This is a genomic window from Paenibacillus sp. FSL H8-0283 (assembly GCF_045040675.1).
In the GTDB taxonomy this organism is placed as follows: Bacteria; Bacillota; Bacilli; order Paenibacillales; family Paenibacillaceae; genus Paenibacillus; species Paenibacillus amylolyticus.
Genome location: NZ_CP150295.1, coordinates 2,657,234 through 2,670,316 on the forward strand (window position 1 = coordinate 2,657,234; position 13,083 = coordinate 2,670,316).

Sequence of the window (13,083 nt, forward strand, 5' to 3'; positions counted from 1 at the left end):
GAGGTGGCTCATAATGTTGACGGTTCATGATTCTAAGCAAAAGGTAGTCACGTTGCAAACAAAGGAACTTTTTTTCCTGGCTGGTATTCTCGGTTCAGACCGACTGCTTGGTGTGGAAGATCCGTTTCGCGGCTATATGGCTGAGGATATCGCGATGGAGTGGGAGCGTGTCAAAACCTCCTTGCTTGACAAAGGATATCTGATTCGGGATCAGGATACCGATGAGCTGATCATGACACCGACCGTTTTCTCCAGGGTAGCCATTGCCGGATTGTCCGACAGAGCTTGTTGGATTCGCTACACGATCAACGGCAAGTCGTATGAGAGTTATATACATTGCACGGATGAGCGGGTCGTTGAAGTTTCCCGTGTTGACGACGTACCGGACTCGTTCCGGCTCAGCGATCTGGGAAGTGTTCGTGAAGCCATTGATGTTCTGATAGAGCGGATGAAATGGAGCGGCCATTCTCCTGCGGAGAAACCGGCCCTAATGTGCTCCAAGAAAAAATTTTATGATGTCATGAATGAGCTCGAAAACAGCGGAGTACAGACCGTAGCAGCGGAACTCGAACAGGAGACAAGTGATCCTGAGGGCTCACTTGCACTGGCACGCTGTCTGGTGGGTAAGGAGTCAGACGGGGAGCTTAGGTTGCTTGTATGGAATGAAGACGGGTGGAAGTCGCAGTCGGCAGCATTTGCTGCAAGTGCTGTATCCAACTGGTTGTTCCGGATGAGCACTGCGGCTTCAGATGATTGGCTTGTTGCAGCACTAACGACTAGAGAACAGTTTCACGAGATGCTGCTGGACTGGCTTAAACAGCCTGCAGGGGAAGAGGAAAGGTGATGGTAAATGCGCATTCGTGTGGAACCGGATGTGCTTCGGGCACTGAGCAAGCAGATTCAGTATGCAGCGGAGCAAATACAGCAAAAGATGACAGTGTTGGATCAGGCGATTCATTCGCTGGAGTGGGAGGTTGAATCCCGCGCAGCGGTGATGAATGAATGGAATCACAGTAAACGACTGGGCGAGGATGCGCTGCGTCGATTAATGGACTTAAGCGTACAGCTGGGACGCAAAGCGTTGTTATTCCAGCAGGCAGACATGGAGTATCGTTCCGTGCTGAGTCATGTGAACACAGCCTATGGTAATGCGGTCAATATGCTGAATGTTCTTCAGAACAATCGTACAGGAGAAATCATGCCTGCACATTCTGCAACTGTAGCTGTAGTATCCGATCCCCTTTCCGCCATGGCGGCCGTATATCGTGTACAGGATGCCGCTCCGCCTGATGGCTCCCCGGCTACACTGGTGCAGGCTATGCAGCCTGAGCCTGTAGCATGGAGATTCACAGATCCTTCCTTTCGGGGAAGAAGAGGGACCGAGCCTGTTGTTTCCTGAACAGGGTGAATAAAAGTAACAGCAGAAAGTGAATATTTTTTTGTAAATAGGCTGTTAGGAGAAGTTTCAAGTGCTGAAAATGGGGTAAATAGGATTAGGTCCTTCGGCTTTTGTCCGATCGATCCTGGTATAGTACAATTTGAACAAGTAAAAATTTAATTGCACAAACCAAGGAGGAATTTACAAATGGCAGGACGTATTTTAGTTACCCCAGAGCAGCTTGATCAGGTTTCCAACCAATTTAAACAAAGCGGTGAGCAAAGTCAGCAAATCGTATCTACATTGACTCAATCCATCACAAGCATGGAAGGACAATGGGAAGGTATGACAAAGCAACGCTTCTTCCAAGAGTTCCAAGAAGCTAGCAAACAAATGCAATCATTCGTTCAAACGCTGAACAGCATCAGCGCTGAACTTACAGCTATTGCTAACAAATTCCGTACAGCTGACCAAGCTCGTTAATCTGCTTTACATAGATCAGGCCGATGTGAAGTCTGAATTCGTCCTGAATTATAGGTGGATAGCAAGCTGAAGATGTACAACTACAGCAAAAACCGGGCGTTTTCACAACACCCGGTTTTTGTTGCAACTATGACACTAGGACAGAGAGAGGGATAAGCATGTCTTTTCAACCAAATCCCGGGGATGAAGTGGTGATTAACGACATTGCCTATACGATTGGGCAACATCCGGCTGCGCCGGGTCTGGCTTATGCCCAAGCCGGAAGGCAGGGGATTGTTTATCAGTTGTTACCCCGAAATGGTTCCATTCATGGGGCTAAAGCACTAAAAGTATTTTTTCCTAAATTCCGTATTCCGGCTATGGTATATCAGTCTGAGCATATGGAGTCTTATAGTGAACTGCCAGGTTTGCAGGTATGCAAGCGTGATGTGCTCACTCCGGAAAGAAACGGAGCGCTCATTGGAAAACATCCCGATCTGTTATATGCGGTGTTGATGCCATGGGTGCAAGGTCAGACCTGGTTCGATGTGATCAGTGATCAGAGACAGTTGACGGCTGAGGTGAGCCTGAAGCTGGCTAGAGCGCTTGCTGGAACAGGTTCGGCTATGGAACAACGTGGACTGGCTCATTGCGATATGTCCGCTCCCAATGTAATGATTCCGTTTTTTTCCGAAGTGGAGAACCTGGGGAAGATGTCTGCGGTAGAACTTGTGGATGTCGAGCAGATGTACGGTTCCAAGATGGATCGTCCGGATGCCCTGCTTGCCGGGTCACCCGGTTATGCAGCCCATCGAACAGTGCACAGCGGGCTGTGGAGTTCATATGCTGACCGATTTGCCGGAGCGGTTATCATTGCTGAAATGTTAAGCTGGTCCGACCCTGTGATTGTAGAGAAAGCGTGGGGCGAAAGTTATTTTGATCAGCATGAAATGCAAACGGTGAGTGAACGGTATTATGCGATGCGGGAGTCCCTTGAGAAGCGCTGGGGTTCCAAACTGTCCGATCTGTTTATTCGAGCTTGGGAAAGTCACGATCTGAGCAGTTGTCCGACGTTTGGTGAGTGGTATGTTGCATTGGCTGCGGTAGACGTGGATCAGGCCAATGCAGCGGCTGCTGTGACAGCGGAAGAAGAAGCCGCCAATTCGTCCGAAGCTGATGTGAATCTGAAAAAGAGCTCAGAACCAGTAAGTGAACCGGTGAATACGCAAGACGGGAACCGTCCTCAAACGCCGCACTCTCCCGATCAGGAAGCGGTTGTGAACCGTCTGTTCCTGCAAGCAAGAGCCCTGGAGGATGAAGATAAACCGGCTGCAGCACTGGAAGTGTACCGCTCGCTTTATCATTTTATTCCTCATAACAGCGCGATGCAGATGGAAGTCGAGGCTGCAATTAAGGAACTGGATGCAAAGCTTAATCCAAAAGAAGACACAGACAAACCTGTACCTGTGCCATTCTACAGATCCAAAAAGTTCATGATTTCCTCCGCTGTACTTATTGTATTGCTGGCAGGTGGCGTGCCAACGGTCAAAATACTCGCCGATCAGGCAGAGGTGAAACAGAAAGAACAGCAGGAAGCCACACGACTGGCAGATATCAAAGCTGCGGAAGAGGCTGAAGCAGCAAAGGCAGCTGCGCTCAAACAGCAGGAAGAACAAGAGAAACAAAAGGCCGCAGATGCTGCAAAACTGGACGCGGAGGAAAAGAAAAAACTTGCTGAAGCCAAGCAGAAGGCAGCTGAAGCAAAGAAAAAAGAAGAAGAACGTAAGGCGTTACAGGCCAAGTACGACAAACAGGCGAAATATGAGGCCTTTCTGGTGAAGCAGGAACAGCAGAAGAAAGAAGCGGCTAAGAGAGCGGAGCAGGAAAAATACGATAAACAGGCGAAATATGAAGCTTATCTGGTCTGGAAAAAAGAGAATGATGCCAAGCTTGCAAAACAGGAAGCGGAGCGTAAAGCGGCAGCTGAAGTTAAACGTCAACAGGAGATTGCTCAGAAAGCAGCTCTGAAGAAAAAACGTGCCCAGAATGTGGTCACGCTGATTGCTCATTACAATAAAACGTATAACGCGCAAAAAGGCAGAAAAATTGAAAATGCGGAAGCGTATGCCCGTGATTTCAAAAATCTTTACAATACCGATGCTTCCTATTTCAAAGGTGTTGGCAAAGTAGCCGCTCGAATGAGTGCCATTAACAAATTTCTGAGCAACAACAGTTACAAGTTGCCCAACTTATAAATTAATGTGAATGATGGAGGTGACTCACCCTAGATGAACTACACGATTCAAGCATCACAGCGTACACCTGCACTTATTATATATTTAATTGATATTAGCGCCTCCATGAACATGGTTCTGGAAAATCGCCGACGGATTGACGTCGTCTATGATGCCTTATCTCTCGCGATCCGCCAAATGGTGTTTCGGTCTACCAAGGGAAATCGTCTGACACCTCGCTATCGTATAGCCATATTGGCTTACAGCGATGATGTATATGACTTGTTGAACGGAATCAAAGGAATTGATGAGATCGCTGCCGTTGGTTCTTTGCCTGACCTGACTCCGAGACGGTTTTCAGATTCTGCGAAGGCTTTCCTGCAGGCGGAAAAGATTCTACAGGCCGAAATTCCAAATATGCAGGATTGTCCTGCGCCACTTGTATGCCACATGACGGATGGGGTAGCCACAGGTGAAGATCCCGAACCTATTGCAAAAAGAATTATGGGTATGAGTGTACCTGACGGCAATGTACTGGTGGAGAATATTTTTATATCGGATCATTTGCTTGAAGGACCAATTGCTGAGCCTAGAAGATGGAAGGGAATCTCTTCGGAAACGAATCTACAGGATGAGCATGGAGAGAAGCTGCGGAATATGTCATCCATCCTGCCCGAAAGTTATCGGGAAATGCTTGTTGAAGCTGATTATTTGCTTGCACCCGGTGCACTCATGATGCTGCCAGGTACATGTGCAGAATTGGTATCAATCGGGTTCCAGATGTCCGCTGCTACGCCTGTGAGATAGGAGGGGAATCATGAGAGCGATGCGTTTGGCAACATTGTCTGCTGGAGATAAGGGGGGCCATGCCGAGCAACGGCATGGCAACTTTCGCTATGTGAGTGTACAGACCGGGGAACAGCCGCTAACTCGCTATCAAGGCACATTCAAGTGCAGATATGGTTATGGCAGAGCGGCTGAGACGGTACATCAGGGAGATACCGGACAGGACTTTGCTGCGGTACGTATGAAAGGGAATATCTGTAATTTTGTTTTGTGTGATGGCGTAGGCATGAGTTACCTGGGCGATTTTGCAGCGCGTTTCCTAGGGAATGCTTTGCTGGATTGGTTGGAAACGACGCAACACACAACGGTAGAGGGTGTTGAGCGTCTTCTCCATGATCTTACCCTTCCCGCATCGGAGCAATTGGAGAAATTGCAGCCACTGGAAAGTTCCCCTTTGTTGCTGCGTGAAGTGTTGATGGAAAAGCGAAGTCGGGGCAGTCAGACCATGTATGTCTGTGGGCGGATTGAGCTCACGGGAGGCGGCCGCAAAAGTCGGGTGTGGCTTGCGTGGCAAGGAGATTCCCGTATTCGCCTGTGGCGTAATGGTCAGGAACAGTCTGAATTATTTCAGACTCACTGCAAAACAAATGAGCGTTGGTCTACCCTTGAAGGACCTGTTGGTGGTAAGCCGCACATCTGCGAGATGAAAGGGTCCGCAGGAGATTCACTGCGTCTTCAGTTATATACGGATGGACTGAACGACCTGGATGCCATTCAAGCCTATGTCCCGGATGAACACATTCAGGTATTGCTGGATGCGACACATACCGGCGGTCTTGAAGATGATGCCGCTTTCATTGAGCTGGAATGGTGAGTGCGGGATATCAAGTTGTGGATCGATCCTGATGAAGCTGTGACAGCGGCGAAGATCAACTGTGAAAAAACTTGTTGGTGTTGATTTAAAAGACACTCTTTTTGGGTAATCTTGTGAAGAATTGGCTTTCACGATGAGTATGAACGTACATTCTTACATAATTGCTAAAATGAAGGAGTGGAATGGATAATGACACAACATAACGGCAAGTCACGGTTCCAGGGTAAGGTTGCGATTATTACCGGAGCAGGCTCCGGGATTGGGAAGGCCACTGCGGTCAAGCTGGCTAAAGAGGGTGCACATGTTGCTTTGTTTGATCTGGTGAATGATCGGATCTCGGAAACGGAAGCAGAGATTAATGCGCTGCACCCCGGTGCGGCAAGAGCATTTGATGTAGACATTTCCGACCCGGCACGTGTGGAAAAGGCTGTACTGGAAACCGTTGAGTTATTCGGCGGTTTGGATATTGTTTTTGCCAATGCGGGCATTAACGGTGTATCGGCACCGATTGAGGAAATTCAGGTTGAAGATTGGCAACAGATTATTACAACCAACCTGAATGGTACGTTTTTCACGATTAAATATGCATTGCCTCACGTGAAAAAACGGGGTGGCGGCAGTATTATCATCACGAGTTCGATTAATGGCAATCAACGCTTCTCAAGCTTTGGCATGTCGGCATACAGCACGTCCAAGGCAGGACAGGTTGCTTTTGCCAAGATGGCTGCGCTTGAGCTGGCGAAGTTCAAGATACGTGTGAACGTGATCTGTCCAGGAGCGATTGCAACAAATATCGATCAAAGTACGGTCAAAACGGATGATCTACAGCAGATCATCATTCCGATGGAGTTCCCGGAAGGACAGCAGCCGCTGGCGGACGGGCCGGGTCAGCCGGAACATGTTGCCGATCTGGTAAGTTTCCTCGCATCGTCCGAATCCAGACATATTACCGGAGCAGAGATCGTTATTGATGGTGCCGAATCATTGCTCAGCTAAGTGAGTATCCTGGATAAATTTCATTTTTGCTAAGGCGTGTCTTAGGGTGTGTCTGCGATAGTCGTTCCTCTGGAACGGCTTTTTTTGTTATAATGCTAACATTCGAATAGAGATACTGAAGAGCAGTAGGGTACATTCATTAGGAGCGATTATATGCATATAGAGTTACCGATACAAGAGGTTATTCCTGAGTTAAGACAGTTATTTCGGGATCAAGATACAGGTGTGTTAATTGCAGAGCCAGGAGCGGGAAAAACGACTGTTGTTCCGCTGGCTTTGCTGGAGGAGCCGTGGGTTGCTGGACGGAAAATCATTATGCTGGAACCCCGAAGGCTGGCTGCGCGTTCGGCTGCATCGAGACTGGCGGCTACGCTTGGAGAAAAAGCGGGTCAGACCGTAGGATATCGTGTACGCATGGATACCAGGGTGAGTCAGGCGACGCGTATTGAAGTTGTGACGGAAGGGGTATTGACCCGGATGTTGCAGCAGGACCAGGGTCTTGAGGATACGGCGATGATTATATTTGATGAATTCCATGAGCGGCATCTACACGGGGACTTGGGCTTGGCCCTGGCATTAGAATCGCGAGCGATGTTACGTCCAGATCTAAAATTGCTGGTGATGTCGGCTACCCTAGATCCTGTTCCCGTCTGTGCATTGCTTGGCGAAGGTACAAGATCAATTCACTGTCCCGGACGCACGTTTCCGGTGGAAACTCGATATGTACCGAGACCGGCAGCTATGCAGTTGGAACAATTCACGGCTCAGACGGTGACCAGGGCATTAGCTGAACAGGAGGGAGACGTGCTTGTTTTCCTTCCTGGCGCAAGAGAGATACACCGTACAGAGCGAGAGTTATTAAACGGTTCTCTTCCTGCGCACGTGAAAGTTCATTCCCTGTATGGCAGTATGCCGATGGAACAACAGGATGAGGCCATACGGCCGGCGGCTGAGGGGTCGCGCAAAGTTGTGCTGTCCACTTCCATTGCGGAATCCAGTCTCACACTCGCTGGAGTTAAGATTGTGGTGGATGCAGGGCTGAGTCGTGCATCGGCATTTTCGCCGCGCACGGGAATGAGTCGGCTTGTCACTCTGCCGGTGTCCAAGGCGTCAGCCGATCAACGGCAGGGTCGTGCAGGGCGAATTGCCCCGGGGGTGTGTTACCGGCTATGGAGCGAAGAGGTTCATGGGGGACTGCCTGAGGCAGCTCGCCCGGAGATCACCTCCGCGGATCTTGCGCCGCTGGCGCTGGAGCTTGCCGTCTGGGGTGTCCAGTCCCCAGCAGAGCTACAATGGCTGGACACCCCGCCTGACGCCGCCTACGGCCAGGCACAGGCGCTGCTGCGCCAGCTGGGCGGCCTGGACGACGCAGGCCGCATCACGCCCTTCGGGCGGCGGATGAACACGCTTGGCGTGCATCCGCGACTGGCCAGCATGTTGCTCCGCGCAGCGGAGCTTGGGCTGGCCAGCTACGCCAGCATGCTGGCGGCACTGCTGCAGGAGCCTGCCGGCCTCCGCAGCAGTGGCAGTGCAGGCGCGGGCACGGACCTCCGCCCGCGCGTAGAGGCGCTGCTGACCGCGGACAGTAGCGGCATGCCGCAAGCGGCAACGGCTGTCGCAGACGGCGCGGCCGTGCGGCGCATGCTCCAGGAGAGCCGCCAGCTGCGCTCGGCGCTCGGCCCGGCGGCCGATCCGGTGCGGCCGGATGAGGACAGCTGCGGATTGTTGCTGTCCTTCGCCTATCCGGACCGGATCGGGCAACGCCGGGAGGACGGCCGCTATCTGCTGAGCAGCGGCCGCGGCGTACGGCTCGCAGCGACAGAATCGCTGAGCCGTGCAGCGTATCTGGTCGCAGCCGAGGCAGACGACCAGGGCGCAGATGCGCGCATCCTGCTGGCTGCGCCGTTGCAGGAGCAGACCTTGTTGCAGGCAGGTCAGCACTTGCTGCGCGATGAAGTGCAAGTGGCTTGGGATTCCAATACCCGCAGCGTGCGGGCACATAAGAGACTTCGTATTGGAGCCCTTGTGATTAAAGAGAGCAGTATTGCACAGCCGCCTGAAGATCAGGTGCTGGAAGCACTATTATCCGGGATACGGATGGAAGGGCTGGATTGTCTGCCCTGGACAAAAACATCCAGACAACTTGCGGACAGGCTACGGTTCCTGCATCTCCATTTACCTGAGTGGCCTGACCTGATCGAAGATGATCTGACCGAAGAGTTGGCAGAACATCTTACCCCTTATCTGACAGGCATGCGATCGGCAGCCGACCTGAAGAGATTGTCAATGCAGGATGTATTACTGGGTGGATTGAGCTGGGCTCAACGACAACAACTGGACGATGAAGCTCCGACGCATATACAGGTGCCCAGTGGTTCTCGTATTCCCGTGGACTACAGTCGTCCAGAGGACCCGGCGCTGGCAGTAAGATTACAGGAGATGTTTGGACAACAGGAGACACCGCGTATAGCGGGTGGGCGAGTCCCGTTGACCATCCACCTATTATCACCGGCTCAGCGACCTGTACAGGTCACACGAGACTTGGCCAATTTCTGGCGAGAGACGTATTTTGACGTCAAAAAAGATCTGAAAGGTCGTTATCCGAAGCACTACTGGCCGGATAATCCACTTGAAGCGGTCGCCACAAATCGAGCCAAACCACGGGGCAAATAGTTGAATTACTTCATTTTTAAAGACATCAACGATTTGGCTCCCAAAGGGCGCTCTTCATCAGGCTCAGACTCTGCTGAACAACAGTCAGTTTTGTAGCTGATCGAATCATTCTCTGTCTTAAAGAATCACCCTTTAACCAGGACGTGTCTCCAAACTCGCTAACGTGCATCTTCTACTATCTTTTCGCTCCATGTTACGTCACTTTGCCTTTTCGTCCCATGCTGCGTCACTTTCCCTTGACGTGCCCCGGCACGCCTGCCGAAAACTTCCGGCATGGGACGAGAATTCGGCAAAATCTGCTTCTTTAGAGGTTGAAGGTACACCCCAGAGCGTATCTTCAAACCTGCCGAAGCCGAAGCGTAACTGCACGTGCCTGGGGAGCTGAACATGGAGCAGAACCATGGAGCGGAGCGCTAACGAACTTGTGACGTCTTATTCAGCGATTTGAAGCGCCCACAGTAACCTAAGGAATCTAAAACACGTTATATTTGAATAACCAGCCATTTACAACGGGTTTGTCAGGTGATTTTGGTAAATAACGTGTCTCATGTTCCTTACAAAATATAAGGAGGGCCCGAAGGATAAATAAGACGTCCTCGGTTCCTTAGAAAATCGTCTGGGACAATCCGCTAGGATCAGCCAGTCTGGACTTCAAGATGTTTTGGACCCTAACATCCTTTAACGTAGAACATGCCTGACAACGTATCACATACCTGAGTTTGAAGGCACACCTTGATGAGGATTAATAAGGAATGAACTTCAGCAATTTTTTACTATCAACACATAGTATATTGACTTGCAAACGTTTAAAAGAAACTTAGGCGGGTAATAACATAGCGAACCACTCAATAATATGAGGAGGGATTCACTATGCAGAAGAAAATCGTAGGTGTGTTTAATACAGAACGTGAAGCATCGCAGGCTATCGAGGGTTTGAAAGCACAAGGATTCACTTCAGACGAAATCTCCGTTGTTACACAGGATCGGGATGAACTGAAGGCAATTCGGGAAGAGACAGGTACCAAAGCCCCTGAAGGCGTGGCTGCGGGTGCAGCAACAGGTGGTGTCCTTGGTGGCGTAGCCGGTCTGCTCGCAGGTATCGGTGCACTAGCCATACCCGGCATAGGACCGATTCTGGCCGCAGGCCCTATCGCAGCAGCATTTACCGGTGCAGCTGTGGGTGCAGGAGCTGGCGGATTGGTGGGTGGACTTGTGGGTCTTGGTATTCCGGAAGAGGACGCTAAACAGTATGAGGAGTATGTACAGAATGGTAAAATCCTGCTGCTCGTAGATTCTACGGATCGGGACTCCGATGTGTACGATGTGTTCAGTGGCAACAGCCAGCTTAACCGAGACAGAGCCGAAGCAGCTCATCGCGGAGATGTGCCAGCCGAACGTCCGGATCTGGATATGGAAGAACGCAGATTGGAAGCCCAAAACAAGGCAGCGCGATTCGGTAACAATACATTCCTGTAATCTTGCCGCGAATTTAATCGATATGAAATAAACCCAAGGACTTATTATCTGCAAAATGGAATGACATATATGATCCACCAGATGGTCATTAGCCGGTTTCCTTAAGGGAAGCCGGCTTTTGTCCCTGTGTTGCATATAGGTGGGTGTCAATAATGTCGGATGGTGTTTTTACCCAGTCAAGCAGGGAATAACAATACATATAACAGTACAGCCAAAGCGAGTCCAATCACCAGTAGCATCATGGTAAGAAACCGGATTAATCCGGTCGATGCCTGAAACGTCTGTTCATTGATTTGTGCACGCTTCCGATGATACGCTGCTGCCGAATACACAATGATGGATATGCCGCCAATCAGAGAAGTGATACCCGTAATAATCGCCGCAACATGTGCAAGTTGATCATACGCCGACGAATTGAAACCAAATCCGGCAGCAAGAAAGCCTATGCCCGCCATGGCAATACCCGTGCGCACCCAGGCCAGAAAAGTTCGCTCGTTAGCCAGATGTTGCTGGACATACTTGGAATCGGTAGTGGTTACGTCTTTGTCTGTTAAAGAAATGTGAATCAACTCCGTTCAATAAATATACGGCTTCATTGTACTTTGTTTTTATCGCAAAACCAAGAAAGGATGGCTGAATATATGCCTCGCAAAGAACGAATTACAGAAATAGAGAGCTTAAGGGGAATTGCCTTTGGAGCGGTGGTTCTCCAGCATTCCATCGCACATTACTCTTTGGTCCCGGAAACGAGACTGGAGGATGGCGTGTTACTGGCCATACTGCTGATGCTCTCCAAATTTGCAGTTCCTTTATTCATATTCATAACAGGTATGGTGCTCTTCTATAACACGGGAGACAAGCTGAATTACGGCAAGTTTATGAGAAAAAGAGTAAACGACGTGATCGTGCCTTACCTGATCTGGTCACTCATTTATTTTACACTGGCACCGAGGGGCTGGACCGGATTTGGATGGAATGACATCCCGGACATAGGCCTGAAGTTGCTTACGGGCAAAACGACTTCACACTTTTGGTACATCATTATGTTGATTCAGTTTTATCTGTTATTTCCGCTCTTCTTGCGAGCCATTCGTTATGTATATAACCGATATGAGGCCAAGGGGCGCTTGATCGCATTATTGATTTCTGGTGTGGTGTATCTGGTGCTTGCGGATCAATTAAGAAACATTGCCAAGTTCATGGAACGGCTGAATATCCCGGTGCTGACAGATGCTTTTACAACGTATGCAGACCGCAATTTCCTCTATTTTTTTATTTATTTTGTACTTGGTGCAGCAGCGGGGTTATCCGTCCAGCACTGGAATGAATGGATTCATCGATTGCGCTGGATATACTGGACAGTGTTTATTGTTCTGGGTCTGCGGTTTACTTATTTATTAATGCTGGAGTTTCAAAAGCCGGAGGGAATCAAAATTACGTTCTACACGGTCAGCTTGATCCGCCCTGATATGGCACTCTATCTGATCGCTTCCATTATGGTCATGTACCAGCTGGCCGGAAAACTTCATAACCTCAGGGCTACACGATTGCTGGGATGGATTGGTGGTGTATCGTATGGCGGTTATCTGATGCATATGTTGATGCTGCGGTATAGCTACATTCCGGATGAGTTGTTTTACGTTGCTATGGGCTGGAACCCTGTCGTTCGAATGATCTTCACCTGGTTGTTGGCTCTTACATTATCCTGTGTAGTGACATGGCTTATCTCGCGTGTAAGCTGGGGCAAATGGATTGTGGGAGCCGTACCGAAATCTGTCCGCGATAAATGAATCCATCAACATATGAAAAATTCATAATAGATCACCACAGCCGCATAGAAGTGTACGGGAGTACGAGAGTATATGAACACAAGATACAGGAGCACAGGTATTACAGCTTTTACAGCTTTTGCACAGACTTTCTTGTCATTAAAATTCGATCTCACGACACCCTGAGCCCTGAAATAAACAACTTTTGAATCAATTTCATAACTCACTAAAAATGGATTTCTGTAACTGGATATAGACAAATTGAACCGTTTCGATCGATATCCAGCCTTGATTGAAGCAGCTAAAGGTATTATGAAATTGATTCGTTTGAATAAAAATTAAAATTTCATTACATGAAAAATTCACAACAGGAAACCTTTTTCCGTGCTTACCTAGGTTAACGCGTATCCTCACGATTTCTTGCTCACCTTTTTT

11 protein-coding genes are annotated in these 13,083 nt (G+C 49.4%); 10 read left to right on the top strand and 1 reads right to left on the bottom strand.

Annotation, left to right across the window (positions count from 1 at the left end):
* Positions 1-13: 13 nt before the first annotated feature.
* The 9 genes from MHI52_RS12090 (at position 14) to MHI52_RS12130 (ending at position 10,879) form a co-directional block, all read left to right on the top strand.
* A complete protein-coding gene (locus MHI52_RS12090) occupies positions 14-844 on the top strand; it encodes a hypothetical protein (RefSeq protein ID WP_047842537.1) in 831 nt (276 codons plus the stop codon).
* A 6-nt stretch (positions 845-850) separates the two neighbouring features.
* Positions 851-1,399, top strand: a complete 549-nt coding sequence (locus MHI52_RS12095) for a WXG100 family type VII secretion target (protein ID WP_017689072.1) — start codon at positions 851-853, stop codon at positions 1,397-1,399.
* Positions 1,400-1,585: 186 nt separating this feature from the next.
* The gene (locus MHI52_RS12100) at positions 1,586-1,861 is read left to right on the top strand and encodes a WXG100 family type VII secretion target (RefSeq protein ID WP_017689071.1); all 276 of its coding nucleotides are present in this window, start codon (positions 1,586-1,588) and stop codon (positions 1,859-1,861) included.
* Between the two features lie 158 nt (positions 1,862-2,019).
* A complete protein-coding gene (locus MHI52_RS12105; RefSeq protein WP_405159064.1) occupies positions 2,020-4,095 on the top strand; it encodes a hypothetical protein in 2,076 nt (691 codons plus the stop codon).
* Positions 4,096-4,128: 33 nt separating this feature from the next.
* Complete coding sequence (locus tag MHI52_RS12110; RefSeq protein WP_127543696.1) at positions 4,129-4,881, top strand: vWA domain-containing protein; 753 nt, start codon at positions 4,129-4,131, stop codon at positions 4,879-4,881.
* Positions 4,882-4,891: 10 nt separating this feature from the next.
* Positions 4,892-5,734 carry a protein phosphatase 2C domain-containing protein gene (locus MHI52_RS12115; RefSeq protein ID WP_405159065.1) on the top strand — a complete coding sequence of 281 codons (843 nt, stop codon included), beginning with the start codon at positions 4,892-4,894 and terminating at the stop codon, positions 5,732-5,734.
* Positions 5,735-5,923: 189 nt separating this feature from the next.
* Positions 5,924-6,730 carry an SDR family NAD(P)-dependent oxidoreductase gene (locus MHI52_RS12120; RefSeq protein ID WP_017689067.1) on the top strand — a complete coding sequence of 269 codons (807 nt, stop codon included), beginning with the start codon at positions 5,924-5,926 and terminating at the stop codon, positions 6,728-6,730.
* Positions 6,731-6,883: 153 nt separating this feature from the next.
* Complete coding sequence (gene hrpB / locus MHI52_RS12125; protein ID WP_282321817.1) at positions 6,884-9,403, top strand: ATP-dependent helicase HrpB; 2,520 nt, start codon at positions 6,884-6,886, stop codon at positions 9,401-9,403.
* Between the two features lie 870 nt (positions 9,404-10,273).
* Complete coding sequence (locus MHI52_RS12130; protein WP_017689064.1) at positions 10,274-10,879, top strand: general stress protein; 606 nt, start codon at positions 10,274-10,276, stop codon at positions 10,877-10,879.
* Positions 10,880-11,055: 176 nt separating this feature from the next.
* Here the strand turns inward: MHI52_RS12130 and MHI52_RS12135 are convergent, their stop codons facing one another.
* A complete protein-coding gene (locus MHI52_RS12135) occupies positions 11,056-11,448 on the bottom strand; it encodes a YidH family protein (protein ID WP_405159066.1) in 393 nt (130 codons plus the stop codon).
* A 72-nt stretch (positions 11,449-11,520) separates the two neighbouring features.
* On the opposite strand from MHI52_RS12135, the gene MHI52_RS12140 reads away from it, so the two are divergent.
* Entirely contained in the window at positions 11,521-12,669 is a 1,149-nt protein-coding gene (locus MHI52_RS12140; RefSeq protein WP_405159067.1) for an acyltransferase, read from the top strand.
* Positions 12,670-13,083 lie beyond the last annotated feature (414 nt).

Coding starts and splice junctions, on each gene's coding strand:
- MHI52_RS12130 (WP_017689064.1), top strand. CDS start 10,274: ATGCAGAAGAAAATCGTAGGTGTGTTTAATACAGAACGTGAAGCATCG.
- MHI52_RS12095 (WP_017689072.1), top strand. CDS start 851: ATGCGCATTCGTGTGGAACCGGATGTGCTTCGGGCACTGAGCAAGCAG.
- MHI52_RS12105 (WP_405159064.1), top strand. CDS start 2,020: ATGTCTTTTCAACCAAATCCCGGGGATGAAGTGGTGATTAACGACATT.
- MHI52_RS12090 (WP_047842537.1), top strand. CDS start 14: ATGTTGACGGTTCATGATTCTAAGCAAAAGGTAGTCACGTTGCAAACA.
- MHI52_RS12140 (WP_405159067.1), top strand. CDS start 11,521: ATGCCTCGCAAAGAACGAATTACAGAAATAGAGAGCTTAAGGGGAATT.
- MHI52_RS12100 (WP_017689071.1), top strand. CDS start 1,586: ATGGCAGGACGTATTTTAGTTACCCCAGAGCAGCTTGATCAGGTTTCC.
- MHI52_RS12110 (WP_127543696.1), top strand. CDS start 4,129: ATGAACTACACGATTCAAGCATCACAGCGTACACCTGCACTTATTATA.
- hrpB (WP_282321817.1), top strand. CDS start 6,884: ATGCATATAGAGTTACCGATACAAGAGGTTATTCCTGAGTTAAGACAG.
- MHI52_RS12120 (WP_017689067.1), top strand. CDS start 5,924: ATGACACAACATAACGGCAAGTCACGGTTCCAGGGTAAGGTTGCGATT.
- MHI52_RS12115 (WP_405159065.1), top strand. CDS start 4,892: ATGAGAGCGATGCGTTTGGCAACATTGTCTGCTGGAGATAAGGGGGGC.